This window comes from Streptomyces mesophilus, assembly GCF_011044995.1.
Taxonomy (GTDB): Bacteria; Actinomycetota; Actinomycetes; order Streptomycetales; family Streptomycetaceae; genus Streptomyces; species Streptomyces mesophilus.
This window is the reverse complement of record NZ_JAAKZW010000172.1, coordinates 1-17,875: the sequence shown is the minus strand read 5'-3', so window position 1 is coordinate 17,875 and position 17,875 is coordinate 1. Positions and strand designations below refer to the sequence as shown.

The following is a 17,875-nucleotide window of genomic DNA, read 5'->3' as shown; positions in this document are numbered from 1 at the left end:
GTGTTGATGGGGCGGGCTTTGACGGGGGGAGCTGTGACGGAGGCGGGCGTCTCGCGCGCCGCCCTTTGCCGCAGCACAGCCTCATGGGCCCGCCGCAGCTCGGTGCCGGGATCGACGCCGAGCTCGTCCCGCAGCCGTCCGCGTATCTCCTCGAACGCGTGCAGCGCCTCGGCCCGCCGGCCGGCGCCGTGCAGGGCGCGGACGCGCAGGGCGGCGAGCTGCTCGTCGCAGGGGTCGGCGGCGAGCCCGGTGAGCTGATCAAGGACCTCGGCGAACTGCCCTGTTCCCAGAAGGCATTCGAGGCGCTGTACGCGTATCGACTGGATCCTCAGCCGCAGCCGGGCGCGCTCGGCGTCGGCGAACGGACCCGGAAGGCCGGCCAGGGGGTCGCCGTGGACGAGGGCCAGCGCGCGGTCGAGGCGGGCGAGGGCGTCGACGGGGCTCGCGGTGTTACGGGCTTCGCGGGCGTGAAGCTCCAACTCCTCGCTGTCCAGGATCAGTTGCCGCTCCGCAAGCCGGTAGCCGCCCGCCTCGCCCCGTATGACCGACTCCTCGGGCCGGGTCCCGGGCGGATCGAGCCGCTTGCGCAGCCCGTACACATAACTGGGCAGCACCTTCACGCCGGTCGGCGGGGGCCGCTCGCCCCACACGCCGTCCAGGAGCTGCTCACGGCCGACGACCCGGCCCGCCCGGAGCGCGAGCGCCACGAAGACGGCCTGCTGCCGCGCCGGCCCGAGACTCACGGGCACGTCGGCGCGAGCGGCCCGCACGGGCCCGAGCACCGCAAGACGCAGACCCACGAGCCACCCCCCCCGTCCCGTCGCGCGATGCGGACCGCACCATGCGAACCGCACCCGGCGAGCCGCATCATGCGAACCGCACCGGGCGAGCCGCATCATCAGAATTTCATCGGCATTGCAACGCCTTCCGCGACGGTTTGCAAGCGCGGCGGCCGCACCGGGGGACTCGGCCGCCGCGCCCCCGCCCCACCTAGCGGAAGGCCGAAGTCAGTTGACGCTCACCGACGGCACCTCTTTGACGGACCTCCTGTCCGAACGCGGCCTCTTCCTCACCCAGGACGCAGGCGACGCGACCGGCGCCATCTACATCTGCGTACGGGACGGACTGCCGGGCGGCTACCCGATCGGCTACGCCCTGCCGTCCCGTACGGGCACATGGTTCGCGTACGCGCGCTCGCGCCCCGGCCGCATCTTCGCGTGCGACCAGGTGGACGCGGGACTGTGGAGCCTGGAGTCGGCCCTGCGCGCGGTGCTCTCGCACGCCCGCTACGGCGACGTCCTCTACGCCCTGGAGCAGTCCACGGGCACGGACGTCACGTACACGGTGAAGGTTCCCCGCTCCTGGACCGCCCGCCTGACGGACCTGCCCGGCATCACGGCCACCGGCCGCACCCTCCACCTCACGTCCCCGGCCGTCGCCCTCCTGCGCGGCCAACCCGAACGGGACGGCTGCTACGCGGACTTGGCGGGCCGGCTGTGGCTGGAGGGGGAGGCGTACGAGCTGCGACGGGAGGGGCGGGACGTCACCAGCTGATCCAGGCCCCCACCGGCAGATGGTCGCTGCCCGTCTCCGGCAGGACCCAGGAGCTCCGTGCCGTCACGCCCTTGAGCAGGATCTGGTCGATCCGTGCCATCGGGAACGAGGCCGGCCAGCTGAGGCCGAGGCCGTCGCCCGCCTCGGTCTGGGCCGAGGTGAGCCGGGAGGTGAGGCCCGCGAGGGCGCGGTCGTCCGTGGTGCCGTTCATGTCGCCGAGCACCACGACCCGTTCGCTCTTCTCGGCCGCGACGGCCTCGGCGAGCTTGGCCGCACCGGCGTCGCGCGAGTCCGTCCAGAAGCCGCCCCGGGGCATCACCCGGACCGAGCCCAGGTGTGCCACGTATACCGCGAGGGGTCCCTTCTCGGTGGCCACCGTGGTGCGCAGCGCGCGGGGCGGGTCGACCGGGGCGTCCCCGCGCCGCTCCCTCTCGCGCCCCAGCGGCCCGACGTTGTCCCGCAGGACGTCGACCGGCCGGGTGTCCGACAGTGGCAGCTTGCTCCACAGGCCGACCGTGCCCTGCACGGTGTGGTGCGGGTACGCCCGCGCCAGCTCCTTCTCGTACGTGCCCCTGGCCTGGTCGGACAGCTCTTCGAGGGCCAGCAAGTCGGCCCCGGAGCCTGCCAGTTGGCGTGCGGTGCCGGCCGGGTCGGTGTTCTCGGCGGCGACGTTGTGGCTGACCACCATGAGGTCGCCGCCCGCCTGGGACTTGTCCATGAGCAGCCCGCCGAAGAGGCTCACCCACGCCACCGCCGGCAGCAGCAGCGCGACCACCGCAGAGGCGGAACGGCGCCACAGCGCGGCGGCGAGCAGCACCGGCACGCAGACGCCGAACCACGGCAGGAAGGTCTCCACGAGAGAGCCGAGGCCCGCCCGGTCCGTGATCCACGAGTGCAGCACAAGCAGCAGACCGAGCAGCAGCGCACAGCCCGCGAGCACGAGGCCGCGCCGCCACGGCCCCGGCCGGCCGCCCGCCGCGCTCGGGGCCGCCTCGCCGTTCGCCGTGTCCGGGGCCGTCTCGGCACGCTCGTCGTCTGCCGCGACGGTCTGCCCCCGCGTATCCACGGCGTCCTTGATCACGTCACTCACTGGTTGCTTCACTCATTGGTCGTTTCCTGAACTGCTCGGCACTACTTGCCGGGCCGCGGTGGCGTGGCGGGCAGCTGTACGCGGATGTGGAGGCCGCCTTCGGCGCGCGGGGTGAGGGTGAGGGTGCCGTCGTGGACCTGGACGATCCGCTCCACGATGGCAAGGCCGAGCCCGACTCCGGCATGGTCGCCGTGCACGCGCTCGGTGCCGCGCTGGAACGGCTCGGTGAGCGTCGCGACCAGCTCGGGGGAGAGCCGCTCGCCGGTGTTCTCGACGGTGAGTACCGCGGCGCCGGGACGTGCGGTGGTCGTGATCCACACGGCGCCGCCTTGGGGCAGGTTGTGCGTGATCGCGTTGTGCACGAGGTTGACCACCAGTTGCCCCAGGAGCGCCGGTGATCCGGTCGTCGGGGTGATGTCGCCGCTGGTCTCCAGGGCCACGCCCCGCTTCTCCGCGAGGGGGAGGAGGGTCTCGGACGCTTCCTCGGCCATCAGGGACAGGTCGACGTACTCCGGCGTGAAGTTCCGCTGCTCGGCGCGGCTCATCAGGAGCAGCGCCTCGGCGAGATCGATCGCCCGGGTGTTGACGGTGCTGAGCCGGTCGATCAGCTCTCCGATGTCGCGGGTCGGGTCCGCGCGGGCCACGTCGAGCAGCGACTTCGAGATCGCCAGCGGCGTGCGCAGCTCGTGTGAGGCGTTGGCCGCGAATCTCCGCTGTTCGGCTACGTGCGCTTCGAGCCGGGCGAGCATCGCGTCGAAGGCGTCGGCGAGTTCACGGAACTCGTCCGTGGCGCCCGGCATCCGGATCCGGTGGGACAGGGATCCGTGCGTGGCCATGCGGGCGGCATCGGTGATACGGGTCAGGGGTGCGAGCATCCGGCCGGCGAGGATCCATCCCCCCAGGAGGCCGAACACCAGCAGGAACACCATGACCGCGGCCGCCAGCGGGGCGAACCCGCGCACGAAGTCGGTGCCCGGAGTCGATCTCCATGACCCCTCTTCGTTGGTCTGCAACCACCCCTGCTCCAGGAGGAACCATCCGATGGCGGCGAGCAGCAAGGCACCGGCGACCATGAGGAATCCGGCGTAGCTGAGGGTGAGTTTGAGCCGGACGCTCCAGCCGGGCCGCCTATCCACGCGTCCCTCCGGAGGTTGCGTCGATCCGGTAGCCGACACCCGGCACCGTGGCGATGACCCACGGTTCGCCGAGCCGCTTGCGCAGGGCCGAGACCGTGATGCGTACGGCATTGGTGAACGGGTCCGCGTTCTCGTCCCACGCCCGCTCCAGGAGCTCCTCGGCGCTGACGACCCCGCCCTCGGCGGCCACGAGGACCTCGAGCACCGCGAACTGCTTGCGGGTCAGCGCGACATAGTTCCCGTCGCGGTAGACCTCGCGGCGGAACGGGTCGAGCCGAAGCCCCGCGATCTCCCGTACGGGCGGCCGGTTGTGCGCCCGCCGACGGTCGAGCGCCCGCAGCCTGAGCACGAGTTCCTGCAGCTCGAACGGCTTCGTGAGGTAGTCGTCGACGCCGAGCCCGAACCCGCTGGCCTTGTCGTCGAGCCGGTCGGCGGCGGTGAGCATGAGGATCGGCATCCCGGTGCCGGACGCGACGATGCTCTTGGCGACCTCGTCACCGTTGGGGCCGGGGATGTCACGGTCGAGTACGGCGATGTCGTACGCGTTGATGCTCAGGAGCTCGAGGGCGGTGTCACCGTCCCCCGCGATGTCCGCCGCGATCGCTTCCAGACGCAAACCATCGCGAATGGCCTCTGCCATGTAGGGCTCGTCCTCGACGATCAGCACTCGCATGGTCCGAGGCTACGAGTCGGGACATATCGTCGGCATATCGAAAACCGCATACGGGACGGCAACACCCGGTTCTTTTGACTGCGGGCATGAACCACAGCGACATAGGCAAGCCCGCCCACGCAGCAGCCCGCCGTACCCGGCGCCCGGCCCCTCGCGCCGTGATGGCGGTGGCGGTCGCAGTGGCGGTCGCAGGTGCGACGCTGACCGGCGTCGCCGGCTGCCAGTCGTCAGGGGCCTCCTCGTCGTTCTCCTCCGTATCGCCGTCCCCGACCGCCTCACCCGCCACCACCGAACCCGCCACCACCGAACCGGCCACCGCCGAGGCGGACGGCCGGGTCCCGGACGGCACGACCGTCTTCGACGACCACATTCCAGCCGTGGCGAACCTCGACCCCGAGCTCCTCGCGGCGCTGCGCCGGGCGGCGACGGACGCCGGGATCACGATGTCCGTCAACAGCGGCTGGCGTTCCGCGGACTACCAGGACGACCTGCTCCGCAAGGCGGTCGCGCAGTACGGCTCCGAGGAGGAGGCGGCCCGCTGGGTGGCCACCGCACAGACCTCCCCGCATGTGTCGGGAGAGGCGGTCGACCTCGGGCCGAACGCCGCCCAGGCGTGGCTTTCGCGCCACGGCGCCGTGTACGGGCTGTGCCAGACCTACCGCAACGAACCCTGGCACTACGAGCTGCGCCCCGAAGCCGTCCGGGCGGGCTGCCCGGTGATGTACGCCGACCCGACCGAGGACCCGCGGATGCGGTGACTCCGCTTGCGCGCGTTATGCAAACGTGATGTCCGGCTTCGTGCGCGACCTCTTGACCGGAGGGAGCGGTGGGCGCTCACTATGACCTCCATCGCTGACACACCCCCTCGCTTCTGAGCCTTACCTCTGCGCACCCCCGCTTGTTCGAGATTTCGAACAACGTCTGATCCTCGGAACAGCACCGCACGTCCCCGGAACAGCACCGCTACGAAGGAGATCCAGCATGCTCACCAGGCGAAACTTCCTCACCGCGGCGGTAGGTGCGGCGGCCGCGGCCGGGCTCGCGGCCTGCGCCAAGGAGGACGGCAAGTCGTCGGACTCCCCGGGCGGCGGCAGCAAGACACTCACCCTCGGCTTCTCCCAGGTCGGCTCCGAGAGCGGCTGGCGGACCGCCAACAGCGACTCGGTCAAGTCCGCGGCGAAGGAGTCGGGTTACACCCTGAAGTTCTCCGACGCCCAGCAGAAGCAGGAGAACCAGATCTCCGCGATCCGCAACTACATCGCGCAGAAGGTCGACGTGATCGCCTTCTCGCCGGTGGTCGTCACGGGCTGGGACGCGGTGCTCAAGGAGGCCAAGGCGGCGAAGATCCCGGTCGTCCTCACCGACCGCTCCGTGGAGACCTCGGACGAGTCCCTGTACGTGACCCTGGTGGGCTCCGACTTCACGGACGAGGGCCGGCGTGCGGCCAAGATCCTGGAGAAGGTCCTCGACAAGGCCGGCCACAAGGGCCCTGTGAAGATCGCCCAGTTGGAGGGCACCACCGGCGCCGCGCCCGCCATCGAGCGCGCCAAGGGCTTCAAGGAGGTCATGGACGCGGACCACGCCGACGACTGGAAGATCGTCGTCAGCCAGACCGGCGAGTTCACGCGCGCCGGCGGCAAGCAGGTCATGGCCGCGTTCCTGCAGTCCAACCCGGACATCAACGTGCTCTACGCGCACAACGACGACATGGGCCTCGGCGCCATCCAGGCCATCGAGGCGGCCGGCAAGAAGCCCGGCAAGGACATCCTCATCGTCACGGTCGACGGCGTGAAGGACGGCTTCATCGCGATGTCCGAAGGCAAGATCAACGCCATCGTCGAGTGCAACCCGCTGCTCGGCCCCCAGCTCATGGACGTCGTGCAGAAGGTCAAGGACGGCGAGAAGCTCGAGCGCTGGATCAAGACGGAGGAGAGCGACTTCCTGCAGGACCAGGCCAAGGACGCGCTGCCCAGCCGCAAGTACTGACCGCCCGTTCCCACCTGCAGGGAGCCTCTTCGCCGACCGGGACCGACCGGCCCTCGGCGAGGAGGCTCCCCTCGGTCCGAGAAGACGCATGAAGACGCATGAGGAGCGCTGCCATGGCAGAGCCGCGGCCCGTCCTGGAGATGACGGGCGTAGTGAAGGAATTTCCGGGGGTACGGGCTCTGGCGGGCGTCGACTTCCGGCTCTTCCCGGGCGAGATACACGCCCTGATAGGCGAGAACGGCGCCGGAAAGTCCACGCTGATCAAGGTGTTGACGGGCGTGTACCCGCTCGACGGCGGCACGGTCGCCCTCGACGGGGAGCCCGCAGAGTTCACCAGCCCGCTGCAGGCGCAGCAGGCCGGCATCAGCACGGTCTACCAGGAGGTCAACCTCTGCCCCAACCTGTCGGTGGCGGAGAACATCTTCATCGGCCGCGAACCCACCCGCGCGGGACGCATCCAGTGGAAGCGGATGCGCAAGGAGGCGGCGGAGCTGGTCGACCGGCTCGGCCTCGACATCGACGTGGCCGCCCCGCTGTCCTCGTACCCGCTGGCCGTGCAGCAACTGGTCGCGATCGTACGGTCGGTGGGCACCGGCGACCGTGACGCACCCGGATCCGGCACCAAGGTGCTCGTGCTCGACGAGCCGACCTCCAGCCTCGACCGCGACGAGGTCCTCGAACTCTTCCGGCTGATGCGCCAGTTGAGCCGCGACGGCGTGGCGATCCTGTTCGTGTCGCACTTCCTCGACCAGATCTACGAGATCTGCGACCGGATGACCGTGCTGCGCAACGGCGCCCTCGTCGGCGAGCACCTGGTCCGTGACCTCGATCAGGTAGGCCTGATCGAGCTGATGATCGGCAAGGCGCTCGACCAGCTTGAGGAGCTGCACGAGCACCAACTGCACTCCGGTGTGGGCGAGTTGCTGGTCAAGGCGGAGGGGCTCGGGCGTACCGGAAAGATCGCCCCCTTCGATCTGGACATCAAGAAGGGCGAGGTGCTCGGGCTCGCCGGCCTGCTCGGATCCGGCCGCACCGAGCTCGCCCGGCTCCTGTTCGGCGCCGACCAGCCCGACAGCGGCACGGTGACCATCGGCGGCAAGCAGGTCTCGATGAGCGCACCGAACGACGCCATCGGCGCGGGCGTCGCGTTCTGTTCGGAGAACCGTAAGACCGAGGGCCTCGTCCCCGATCTGACGGTGCGCGAGAACATCATCCTCGCGCTCCAGGCGGCCCGCGGCTGGACCCGTCCGCTCCCCGTCGCGCAGCGCGACGAACTCGTCGCGAAGTACATCAAGGCCCTGGACATCCGCCCCGCCAACCCCGAGGCCCGCGTCGGACAACTCAGCGGCGGCAACCAGCAGAAGGTGCTGCTCGCCCGCTGGCTGATCACGCAGCCGCAGCTGCTGATCCTGGACGAACCCACGCGCGGCATCGACATCGGCGCCAAGACGGAGATCCAGAAACTGGTGGTCTCCCTCTCCGAGGACGGCATGTCCGTCCTGTACATCGCGGCCGAGCTGGAAGAGGTCCTGCGGCTCAGCCACACCATCGGGGTGCTGCGCGACCGCAAGCTGGTGGCGCGCCTGGCCAACGGCCCCGAGATCACCGCCGGCACGATCCTCGAGACCATCGCGAGCGGAGCACACCAGTGACCACCACCCCCCGTTGGCGAGCGCTGACGCGTCACCATCTGTTCTGGCCGGTCGCCGTCCTGATCGCCCTCCTCATCGTCAACGTCCCGTTCACGCCCGACTTCTTCTCGGTCAAGATGACGGACGGCCACCTCTACGGCAGCCTCGTCTCGATCGTCCTGTTCGGTTCGCCGCTCATCCTGGTGGCGGTCGGCATGACCCTGGTCATCGCCACCGGCGGCATCGACCTGTCGGTCGGCGCCGTGGTCGCCATCACCGGCGCCCTGACCTGCTCGTACATCAGCGACCAGACCGACCAGAACGCGCTGTCCGTCGTGTTCCTCGCGATGGGCGTCGGGCTCGTGGCCGCGGTCGTCTGCGGTCTGTGGAACGGCTTCCTGGTGGCCAGGATGGGCATCCAGCCCATCATCGCGACCCTGATCATCATGGTCGCGGGCCGCGGTGTCGCCCAGCTGATCACCGACGGCCAGATCATCACCATCCACAGCGAGCCGTACAAACTCATCGGCGGCGGCTACTGGCTGACGCTGCCCTTCTCCATCTTCGTGGTGGCCGCCGTCGTCGCCGTCACGGTTCTCCTCACCCGCCGCACGGCGCTCGGACTGCTCGTCGAGTCCGTCGGCGGCAACGCCGAGGCCAGCCGTCTGGTCGGCATCAGGTCCACCCGTATCAAGATCATGGTGTACGTGTTCTGCGCGCTGTGCGCCGGCATCGCGGGGCTCATGATCAGCTCCAACACCTCGGCCGCCGACGGCAACAACGCCGGTCTGTGGATCGAGCTCGACGCGATCCTCGCCGTGGTCATCGGCGGCACCGCGCTGACCGGCGGCCGCTTCTCCATCGGCGGCACGGTGGTCGGCGCCCTCGTCATCCAGACCCTGACCACCACGATCTACACGATCGGCGTGCCGACCCAGACCAACCTGGTCTTCAAGGCCGCGGTCGTCATCGTCGTCTGCCTGCTCCAGTCCCCGAAGTTCCGGGAGAAGGTCTTCGGCGCGAGGCGCTCCAGGAACCTGACGGACCCCGCCCCGGCGGAGCCCGTGCTGCCGGCCGCCGCCGCCCCGAAGCCACCGAAGACCTCGACGGAGGTGTCGCGATGACCGCGACGGACCGCAAGCCCGAGGTGGTCGAGAACGGCGCCGCCTCCTCCCGCGCCACCCGCCTGCTCGGCGACCGGCGGCTGCCCGTCCTGGTCACGGCGGCCCTGTTCCTCGCCATGTACGGCGGCGGCCTCAGACGGTACGCGAACTACGGGTTCGGCGAACCCCAGGTGTTCCTCAACCTGTTCATCGACAACGGCTATCTGCTGGTCGCCGCCATCGGCGCCACCTTCGTCATCATGTCCGGCGGCATCGACCTGTCCGTGGGCTCGATGATCGGCTTCACCACCATGTTCACCGCCTGGCTGGTGGAACGGCAGGGTCTTCCGCTGGTCCTCGTGGTACCCCTCGCGCTCGGCGTGGGGGCGTTCGGCGGGTTCCTGATGGGCTATGTGATCCACAACTTCGAGATCCAGCCGTTCATCGTCACCCTCGCCGGGCTCTTCCTCTTCCGCGGCCTGTGCCTGGTCATCAGCAAGGAGTCGATCTCCATCGGCGACGCCTCGGTGGGCACCCTGGCGCAGACCCGAGTACCGCTGGGCGTGGGGGAGTTGTCCATCGGCGCCCTCGTGGCCCTGGCCGTCCTCGGCGCCGCGTACTACGTGCTGCACTACACGCGCTTCGGCCGCCGGGTGTACGCCGTCGGCGGCAACGAACAGTCGGCCCTGCTCATGGGCCTCCCGATGGGCGGCACAAAGATCGCGGTCTATACGGTGAGCGGCTTCTGCTCGGCCCTGGCCGGTCTCCTCTTCATGCTCTACATCCAGTCCGGCGACCCGCTGCACGCCATCGGCATGGAACTCGACGCCATCGCCGCGGTGGTCATCGGCGGCACCCTCCTCACCGGCGGCTCCGGCTACGTGCTCGGCACGCTCTTCGGGGTGCTCGTCCTCGGCCTGATCAAGAGCCTCATCACCTTCGAGGGGACGCTCAGCTCCTGGTGGACGAAGATCGCGACGGGTGTGCTGCTCTGCGCGTTCATCCTGATCCAGCGGACGATGACGGCCCGGAGAAAGACCTGACGCGCTGGAGGGCGAGGCCCGTAAGAAACATGAGCCCATGATGTCGAGAACCGGCGTCCGGCTCCGTCCCCGCAGTGAACGCGACCACAATGGGTCGTACGCAGCGAGGAGAACCGTCATGGCCAAGTACCTGCTTCTCAAGCACTACCGCGGCGCCCCGGCCCCCGTGAACGACGTGCCGATGGACCAGTGGACGCCCGAGGAGATCTCGGCGCACGTGCAGTACATGAACGACTTCGCGGCCCGGCTCGAGAAGACCGGCGAGTTCGTCGACGGGCAGGCGCTCTCTCCCGAGGGCACCTTTGTCCGGTACGACGGGGAGGGGCGCCCGCCGGTCACCGACGGCCCGTTCGCCGAGACCAAGGACCTGATCGCGGGCTGGATGGTGATCGACGTCGACACGTACGAACGCGCCGTGGAACTCGCGGGAGAGCTGTCGGCCGCTCCCGGGGCGGGCGGGAAGCCGATCCACGAGTGGCTGGAACTGCGCCCGTTCTACGGTGTGCAGCCCACGATCACGGAGTGAGTTCGCCGATGGGCGAGGTCCTGCTCAGGGGCCTCACGCCGAGCGTGCTCGCGATCCTCGTCCGCCGCGGAGCCGATTTCGCGGCGGCCGAGGACGCCGTACAGGACGCGCTCGTCGAGGCGGTCCGCGTCTGGCCGGCCGACCCTCCGCGCGATGCGAAGGGCTGGCTGGTCACCGTGGCCTGGCGCAAGTTCCTCGACACGACCCGGGCGGACACGTCCCGCCGCCGGCGCGAGGACCGCGTGGACGAGGAGCCCGCGCCCGGACCTGCGCCCGCGCTCGACGACACGCTCCAGCTCTACTTCCTGTGCGCCCACCCGTCCCTGACCCCGTCGTCCGCCGTCGCGCTCACCCTGCGCGCCGTCGGCGGGCTCACCACGCGCCAGATCGCCGAGGCCTACCTCGTCCCCGAGGCGACCATGGCGCAGCGCATCAGCCGCGCCAAACGCACCGTCTCCGGCGTGCGGTTCGAGCAGCCCGGCGACGTGGCCACCGTGCTGCGCGTCCTCTACCTGGTCTTCAACGAGGGCTACTCCGGCGATGTGGACCTCGCCGCCGAGGCCATCCGCCTCACCCGGCAGCTCGCCACCGCGATCGACCACCCCGAGGTCGCGGGCCTGCTCGCCCTCATGCTGCTCCACCACGCCCGCCGCCCCGCCCGTACCGCCCCCGACGGCGGCCTCGTACCGCTCGCCGCACAGGACCGCGGCCGCTGGGACACCGGCCTGATCGCCGAAGGCGTGGTCATCCTCCAGGCGGCGCTCGCCCGCGACCGGCTCGGCGAGTTCCAGGCCCAGGCCGCCATCGCCGCCCTGCACGCCGACGCCCCCACCGCCGAGGAGACGGACTGGGTGCAGATCGTGGAGTGGTACGACGAGCTCGGGCGCCTGACGGACAACCCCATCGTCCGCCTCAACCGGGCCGTCGCCCTCGGCGAGGCCGACGGCCCGCACGCGGGCCTGGCCGCGCTCGCCGAACTGGACACCGCGCTGCCCCGCCACACCGCGGCGGCGGCCTACCTCCACGAACGCGCCGGCGACCCGGCCACGGCCGCCCGCCTCTACGCGGAGGCCGCCACCAAGGCCCCCAACCTCGCCGAACGCACCCACCTGACCCGGCAGGCGGCGCGGCTCAACACATACTGAGGATTCGTTGAGGAACTTCTCCACCCCCGGCAAGTTCTCCTTGGCGCTCGGGCTGACCGGCGGCTCGTTCCTCGTGATGGCCGTCGCCTCGGCGCCGGCCTCCGGGGGCGCGAAGGTCTTCCCGGGGCAGGGGGTCCTGCTCGTCGTCGCGGGTCTGTTGATGCGGAAGGGCTCCAGGTGGCTGCGTACGCAGATCGGTGAGCACGAGCCCGGCGAGGCGGGGGTGCGGGTCGCTGTTTGAGGCGGGGTGCGGTCGCCGTTTGAGGCGGGGGCGACCCGCCCGACTGCCGGTACCTCACTCGGGGAGTTTCCTGGAGATATAGCCGTGTTGCACACGTATTCTCACGAAATGGGCTGGACCAACACGCTGAAGGACGCCGCCCGCTCCGGGCTGCGCGTGGAGCGGACCAGGCTCGAACCGCTGGTCACTCTGCGGGCGACGGCAGGTCTCGCCCTGTCGGGCGGCCTCGCGCTGTGGCTGTTCGGCGGGACCGCCGCGGCAGGCGCCGCGTACGGTGCGCTGCTCGGCGGGATCGCGGTGTTCCAGCGCAGCTGGCGGCCGGACCCGCTGCTCCCCGTCGTCTCCGCGCTCACCCTCGGCGTCACGACCTTCCTCAGCTATCTGACCGGCGGCCACCTGCTGCTCTTCCTCGCCCTGCTCGCGCTGTGGGCCTTCCTCGGCGGCATGGCCTGGTCGCTCGGCGCGAACGCGGGCAGCCTCGGCACGACCAACGCCGCGGTGATGCTGGTGACCGTCGCGCTTCCGGTCGGTGTCACGCAGGCGTTGGGGCAGGCGGCCCTGATGGTCGGCGGCGGTCTGGTGCAGGCGGCCCTCGTGGTGCTCTTCCCGATCCGGCGCTGGGGCCGCCACCGTGACGCGCTCGCCGACGCCCTGTCCGCCGAGGCCGACTACGCGCGCCGGCTGCGCGACGATCCGGCCGCGCCCTTCACGCCGGGCCCGTTCGCCCAGGCCCGCGATGCGGCCACCCTCAGCGCCCGCCATGCGCGCCGCCGCCCGGCCGAACTGCACGGCGCCCGCGGACTCGCCGAGCAGATCCGCCCGGTGCTCGGCACGCTCGCCGACCCCTCGGTCACCGGCCTTGGCCTCGCCCGCGAACGCGTCGATGCACTGCTCGCCGCGGCCGCCACCCTCCTGGACGCCACGGCCGACGCGATCCGCCACGGCCGGCCGCCCGAACTGCCCCCGCAGGCACTCGCCGCCCTCGAGATCCCCTCGTCGGGCCCCGTACTCACCGGCCCGGCCCACCAGGCGGCCGGGCGGCTGCGGGCTCTGCTGCATGACGTGGTGGATACGGCGGGTGGGAGGCATGGTGGGGACGAGGTGGTCGGAGCCGGTTCCGACGGTCCCGTCGCAGCCGCCGGCGACCGCGCCGGCACCCTCGTACTCCCTTCGGCGGCCGACCAGTTCAGAGGCGCCCTCGCCACGGTCCGGGGCCAACTGCACCGCGACTCCCCGGTGTTCCGGCACGCGGTACGCCTCACGGCGGTCATGGTCGTGGGCGAGCTCATCGGCCGCGCCCTGCCCTTCGGGCACGGCTACTGGGTCCCGCTGGTCGGCGCTCTCATCCTGCGCCCCGGGTTCTCCCAGACGTACAGCAGGGCAGCCGCCCGCCTCGGCGGCACCGTCCTCGGTCTCGTCATCGCCGGCGCGATCGTCGAACTCGCGCACCCCGGGCAGGCGTTGGCCGCCGTCCTGTCCGTCGTGTGCGGCGGCCTGATCCTCCTCTTCATGTACACCGGATACGCCCCCGTCCAGGCCGCCGCGTCCGGGTACACCGTCTTCACGCTCGGCATGGCGGGCGTGGGCCTGGACCAGTCGGTGCCCGCGCGCCTCGTCCTGACCCTGATCGGCGGCGGCCTGGCGATGCTGGCGTACGCCCTCTACCCGTCCTGGGAGACGCCCCGGCTGCGCACCCGCCTCGCCGACTGGATCCACGCCGACCTCGGCTATGCCGCCACGGTCGTACGCCACTACGCGGAGCCGACCGAACGCTCCGCCCGCGAGACGCGCGAGGCGGTCCTGACCGCCCGCAGCGCCCTCCTCGCCTGGCGGGACGCGGTGGCCCTGGCCGCGAAGGAACCGGTACGCGACCGCGGCCTGTCCCACACCACGGAGGACGGCGCCGAACGCGCCCTCTACGAAGCCGCCCGCATCACCATGCTCCTGGAGGCCCACGTCCCCGCGCCCGGAGCGCCGCCCGTTCCCGCCGCGGCCGCCTTGGCCGCCGCCCTGCAACAGTCGGCCGACGACGCGGCCCAGGCCGTACGCGACCGCCGCGTCCCCACCTGGGAACCGGTCCGCACGGCCCTCGCGGACTGGCACGGCGAAGGCGCCACGTCCGAGATGGTGCACCGCACCGGCACCCTCCTCCTCACCTCCCTGTCCGAACTGTCGACCGCCCTGGAGTGCGCCTCGCCTCCCGTACCGCTCAGTTGAACCCTCGGACCGAAGCAGAAGTGACCGCCCGCGGATGTCGAGAACGTGCCACCGGCTCCGTCCCAGGCACATCAGCGGCCACCGGCGGCCGTACGAACACCTAAGGAGAAACCACCATGGCGATTCAGCGGATGGACAACGTGGGCATCGTCGTCGAGGACATGGACGCCGCCATCGCGTTCTTCGTGGAACTCGGGATGGAGCTGGAGGGCAGGGCCGAGGTCAAGGGCCTCGTCGCCGACCAGTGCACCGGACTCGACGGCGTCCACTGCGACATCGCGATGCTCCGGACCCCGGACGGCCACAGCCGCCTCGAACTCTCGAAGTACCGCACCCCGGCGGCGACCCGCACCGAGCCGCGCGACAAGCCGCACAACATCCTGGGCACCCACCGCGTCATGTTCGCCGTCGACGGCCTCGAGTCCACCCTCACCCGCCTGCGCCCACACGGCGCCGAACTCCTCGGCGACATCGCCCGCTTCGAGAACAGCTACCTCCTCTGCTACGTCCGCGGCCCGGAGGGCATCATCGTCGGGCTGGCCGAGCAGCTGGGCTGAGCAGGCGTTCCGAACGGCGCGACTTCGTCGTCCCTGGTGCCCCGTGCGGTCGCGCCACATGGCGCCGGCGGCAGGTCTCGAAGAGAGGCGACGCGCGAGCTTTGCCGGTACCTACCCTGCAACTTTGCAGGTTCCCCTCCGGTGACTTCTCGGGGGAGCATGCGCATGGTCAACGTGGCAGGAAGAGACCACATCGGATGTGGCCACGCCACGCTATGGGGGGGACCCGCACATGCGTACCAAGCGTGAAGGCCTCATCAGGCAACCCGTCCGCCGGCGCTGGCTTCAGGCGCTCACTACCTGCGCGGCGGCTGCCGCAATCACCGTGGGCTTGTCACCGCAACCCGCCGCAGCCGTATCGCTCGCGTTCATCAAACACGGAAGCGACACCGGTGAGCTTCTCACCAACGGCGACAGGGTCGCCTGCGACAAGGAGGCGGACGGCCGCGCGGTCTATGTCCAGGTGAATTCCGAGCACAACGGGTTGGTGAAAACCACCGACTCGACCGGCGCTGACGGCGTCTGCGTCAAGAACAGCTCCAGCTGGCAGCTCGACCCTGACTACATCGAGTGGATCAGGGTGTGCGAGAAAATCAACAACTGGCCCGACGATTGCACCGACAAACTCTATCTGTGAACCGGCGGTTGGTGATTCCAGCGCTTGCCGGAACGGCGTCATACTGATGCGCCCTCCTCTTGGAGGCTCGCCCCAAAGTGGCCGCGGAGCCGACCGGGTCATGGCGACCACTGCCGAACGTTGGCTGTATGACCTGGTGCTCACTGCTACCGCAATGGGGTGTTCGGGTCTGCGCGCCGCCCTCGTCGAAATGGGGCAAATGCCTACATTGCGAGCATGGCACTCACCTCGCTCGCGCGGCGCGCGGTACTCCGCACCTACCCGGCCGACCAGCGCACCCTGTCCGGTGTCCGCTACGAGGCCGCCCGAGTCAAGGCGCTGGTCTCCACCCGCCTGCGCCGCACACCCGACGCGGAACTGCTGCATCTCGGCTGCGGCGGCCGTCGTGTCGAGGGCTGGCTCAACTGTGATCTGAGCGGCTCGGACTACGACATCGACCTGATGGCCGGACGTCTCCCGTTCAGGACCGGAAGTGTGCGGGCTGTCGTCATGCAGCACGTCATCGAGCACCTCGAGCTGCGCGAGCACCTGCTGCCCCTGCTGTCCGAGCTGCGCCGCGTCCTGACGGACGACGGCGCGGTGTGGCTGTCCTGCCCCGATCTGGAGAAGGTGTGCGTCTCCTACGTCGAGGATCGCGGCCGGACCCTCCTGGAGGACCGCCGCAGCCGCTACCCCGCGTTCACGCTGGGCGGGGTCCCCACCCAGCACATCGTGAACGACCTGTTCCATCAGCGCGGCGGGCACCGCAACCTGTTCGACTTCGACCTCCTGGCGTGGGCGCTGGAGGAGGCCGGTTTCAGCAAGGTGGAGCGCGTCAAGGAGGGCGATCTGTTGTCGGTATTCCCGGAGTTCCCGGAGCGCCGCGACGATGCCCAATCGCTGTACGTCGTCGCCCAGCCTTGAAAGCAGAATCCGCCTACGCGACGCTGACAAAGGCCCCGGACCATGGTCGGTCCGGGGCCTTTGCGCTGGTGCCCCCGCAGGATTCGAACCTGCGACACCCGCTTTACTTCGCTGCTGGACCGAGGCAGCTACCGAAATGCGGTCGGGTGCACGTGCTTCCAGGCCTCGCGAATTCCATGGAGCAGCCCACGTTGTTCGTCGATCCAACCGCGGTTCACTTCCAGGCTGATAGCCACCCGCGTTGTCTGCTGATCAGCGACTGTGACAGTGATCTGATCCTGGCCCTCTTCCCGGTCCACGAGCCGGATGCCGATCTCGGCTACTCGGGCGTGCTCACGCCACACCGCGTCGCGGCCGGCCTCGACCTCGTCCAGCACGTGCTCCCAGGAAGCGAGGTCGTACGGCTCGACGTAGGTGTGATGGACTCCGGCCACGAAGTCGTTGTGCACCATCAGCTCACCACTGGTGTCCGGCACGCCAGGCGCCATGGATTCGTCCAGCTCGATGGCCACACTGCCGCCGTACTTCCCGGTGATCCGCACCAGCGTGAATGGCTCACGCTCACTCATGACCCGCCCCCAGGCACTCTCTCCCGCATCGTTGCTGTGCAGCGTACGGGTGCCGACAGGCCGGACTGGGCACACTGATCTACTGGTCGGACACCTTGGTGAGCGACAGGGACCATGACCCATCCGGAAGGCTGAACTCCACCTTCCCTCCGCCGCGCGCGTAGAGCTGGACACCGGAGACCTCACCGATGCCACGCTCCTCGATGTTCAGGTAGACGAAGTCGCTGCCGCTACTGTCGACGAAGTCCCAGTCGCCGTGGAAATCCTCGGGGTCGGCGTGCTCGTCTGTCGACAGATCAGTGGCGGTGAACGTGCCGTCGGAATCGAGCGTGATCTCGCCGCCGGTCTTGCCACTGCGGTACACGCCGGGAAGCTCGTCGGGGTCGACCGAGAACGCACACCCTGAGATGAGTACCGAAGCAGCGCCCAGTACAGCGACGAACCACCGTCCGACTATCCGCCTGCTCATCCTGTCCCCCTGATCATCACGGCCCCCACGGCTCAAGCACGCTGTACTTGCCTGTACTTGCCGAACCAGATCTTGAACGCGTTCAAAACGCATGTCAAGCGTGAGTGGGTCGTGAATGACCATGGCGGTTGATGTCAGATGTGGATGTCAAAGGCCCCGGACCGTGATCGGTCCGGGGCCTTTGTGCTGGTGCCCCCGGCAGGATTCGAACCTGCGACACCCGCTTTAGGAGAGCGGTGCTCTATCCCCTGAGCTACGAAGGCGGGGCCTTGCCGTGTTGTCCGCAAGGTCTGGGCCGGCCCGAAGGGCGGCTCTGGACAGGGTAGCGGATGTGGGCTCGGCCGGTGGGGGAGCCCTATGAGCCCTCGCGGAGTCTTGTGGCGCGGTGGCGGAGG

Annotated in this window: 19 protein-coding genes and 1 tRNA gene; 13 read left to right on the top strand and 7 right to left on the bottom strand. The window is 70.0% G+C overall.

Annotation, left to right across the window (positions count from 1 at the left end):
• Nucleotides 1-800 (bottom strand): AfsR/SARP family transcriptional regulator (locus tag G6045_RS29770; RefSeq protein ID WP_206344338.1); only part of this gene is annotated, 800 nt, incomplete at its 3' end.
• 211 nt (nt 801-1,011) lie between these two features.
• Between G6045_RS29770 and G6045_RS29765 the strand changes: the two genes are divergently transcribed.
• A complete protein-coding gene (locus G6045_RS29765) occupies nt 1,012-1,554 on the top strand; it encodes a hypothetical protein (RefSeq protein ID WP_165335246.1) in 543 nt (180 codons plus the stop codon).
• On the opposite strand, the gene G6045_RS29760 is transcribed toward G6045_RS29765, so the two are convergent.
• The 3 genes from G6045_RS29760 to G6045_RS29750 all read right to left on the bottom strand — a co-directional run bounded on the left by G6045_RS29760 (nt 1,544) and on the right by G6045_RS29750 (nt 4,453).
• Nucleotides 1,544-2,494 carry an endonuclease/exonuclease/phosphatase family protein gene (locus G6045_RS29760; protein ID WP_328707947.1) on the bottom strand — a complete coding sequence of 317 codons (951 nt, stop codon included), beginning with the start codon at nt 2,492-2,494 and terminating at the stop codon, nt 1,544-1,546. The two genes, G6045_RS29765 and G6045_RS29760, sit on opposite strands and share 11 nt — an antisense overlap.
• A 191-nt stretch (nt 2,495-2,685) precedes the next feature.
• Nucleotides 2,686-3,780 carry a sensor histidine kinase gene (locus G6045_RS29755; protein WP_328707946.1) on the bottom strand — a complete coding sequence of 365 codons (1,095 nt, stop codon included), beginning with the start codon at nt 3,778-3,780 and terminating at the stop codon, nt 2,686-2,688.
• Entirely contained in the window at nt 3,773-4,453 is a 681-nt protein-coding gene (locus G6045_RS29750; protein ID WP_165335243.1) for a response regulator transcription factor, read from the bottom strand. Before G6045_RS29750 ends, G6045_RS29755 begins: the two co-directional genes overlap by 8 nt.
• 86 nt (nt 4,454-4,539) lie before the next feature.
• On the opposite strand from G6045_RS29750, the gene G6045_RS29745 reads away from it, so the two are divergent.
• The 12 genes from G6045_RS29745 to G6045_RS29690 all read left to right on the top strand — a co-directional run bounded on the left by G6045_RS29745 (nt 4,540) and on the right by G6045_RS29690 (nt 16,442).
• Nucleotides 4,540-5,211, top strand: coding sequence for a M15 family metallopeptidase (locus tag G6045_RS29745; protein WP_235968382.1), 672 nt, complete (start codon nt 4,540-4,542; stop codon nt 5,209-5,211).
• Between the two features lie 223 nt (nt 5,212-5,434).
• Complete coding sequence (locus G6045_RS29740; protein WP_165335242.1) at nt 5,435-6,439, top strand: ABC transporter substrate-binding protein; 1,005 nt, start codon at nt 5,435-5,437, stop codon at nt 6,437-6,439.
• 113 nt (nt 6,440-6,552) lie between these two features.
• On the top strand, nt 6,553-8,091 hold the full coding sequence (locus tag G6045_RS29735; protein ID WP_165335241.1) for a sugar ABC transporter ATP-binding protein: 1,539 nt from the start codon (nt 6,553-6,555) through the stop codon (nt 8,089-8,091).
• A complete protein-coding gene (locus tag G6045_RS29730) occupies nt 8,088-9,194 on the top strand; it encodes an ABC transporter permease (protein ID WP_165335240.1) in 1,107 nt (368 codons plus the stop codon). The genes G6045_RS29735 and G6045_RS29730 overlap by 4 nt, the downstream gene beginning before the upstream one ends.
• Nucleotides 9,191-10,216 (top strand): galactofuranose ABC transporter, permease protein YjfF, encoded by a 1,026-nt coding sequence (gene yjfF, locus G6045_RS29725; protein ID WP_165335239.1) that lies wholly within the window; start codon nt 9,191-9,193, stop codon nt 10,214-10,216. The genes G6045_RS29730 and yjfF overlap by 4 nt, the downstream gene beginning before the upstream one ends.
• Nucleotides 10,217-10,334: 118 nt before the next feature.
• On the top strand, nt 10,335-10,742 hold the full coding sequence (locus G6045_RS29720) for a YciI family protein (RefSeq protein WP_165335238.1): 408 nt from the start codon (nt 10,335-10,337) through the stop codon (nt 10,740-10,742).
• 8 nt (nt 10,743-10,750) lie between these two features.
• Nucleotides 10,751-11,887 (top strand): RNA polymerase sigma factor, encoded by a 1,137-nt coding sequence (locus G6045_RS29715; RefSeq protein WP_165335247.1) that lies wholly within the window; start codon nt 10,751-10,753, stop codon nt 11,885-11,887.
• A 7-nt stretch (nt 11,888-11,894) separates the two neighbouring features.
• Nucleotides 11,895-12,128 (top strand): peptide MFS transporter, encoded by a 234-nt coding sequence (locus G6045_RS29710; protein WP_165335237.1) that lies wholly within the window; start codon nt 11,895-11,897, stop codon nt 12,126-12,128.
• Nucleotides 12,129-12,236: 108 nt separating this feature from the next.
• The gene (locus G6045_RS29705; RefSeq protein ID WP_165335236.1) at nt 12,237-14,345 is read left to right on the top strand and encodes an FUSC family protein; all 2,109 of its coding nucleotides are present in this window, start codon (nt 12,237-12,239) and stop codon (nt 14,343-14,345) included.
• 116 nt (nt 14,346-14,461) lie between these two features.
• Nucleotides 14,462-14,902 carry a VOC family protein gene (locus tag G6045_RS29700; RefSeq protein WP_165335235.1) on the top strand — a complete coding sequence of 147 codons (441 nt, stop codon included), beginning with the start codon at nt 14,462-14,464 and terminating at the stop codon, nt 14,900-14,902.
• 232 nt (nt 14,903-15,134) lie between these two features.
• Nucleotides 15,135-15,539: a hypothetical protein gene (locus G6045_RS29695; RefSeq protein WP_165335234.1), complete on the top strand. Its 405-nt coding sequence runs from the start codon at nt 15,135-15,137 to the stop codon at nt 15,537-15,539.
• 216 nt (nt 15,540-15,755) lie between these two features.
• Nucleotides 15,756-16,442 (top strand): class I SAM-dependent methyltransferase, encoded by a 687-nt coding sequence (locus G6045_RS29690; RefSeq protein WP_165335233.1) that lies wholly within the window; start codon nt 15,756-15,758, stop codon nt 16,440-16,442.
• Between the two features lie 128 nt (nt 16,443-16,570).
• Here G6045_RS29690 and G6045_RS29685 read toward each other — a convergent pair whose 3' ends face one another.
• The 3 genes from G6045_RS29685 to G6045_RS29675 form a co-directional block, all read right to left on the bottom strand.
• The gene (locus G6045_RS29685; RefSeq protein ID WP_165335232.1) at nt 16,571-17,011 is read right to left on the bottom strand and encodes a DUF5959 family protein; all 441 of its coding nucleotides are present in this window, start codon (nt 17,009-17,011) and stop codon (nt 16,571-16,573) included.
• 79 nt (nt 17,012-17,090) lie between these two features.
• Nucleotides 17,091-17,480, bottom strand: coding sequence for a hypothetical protein (locus tag G6045_RS29680; protein ID WP_165335231.1), 390 nt, complete (start codon nt 17,478-17,480; stop codon nt 17,091-17,093).
• 187 nt (nt 17,481-17,667) lie between these two features.
• A tRNA-Arg gene (locus G6045_RS29675) sits at nt 17,668-17,743 on the bottom strand.
• Nucleotides 17,744-17,875: the final 132 nt, after the last annotated feature.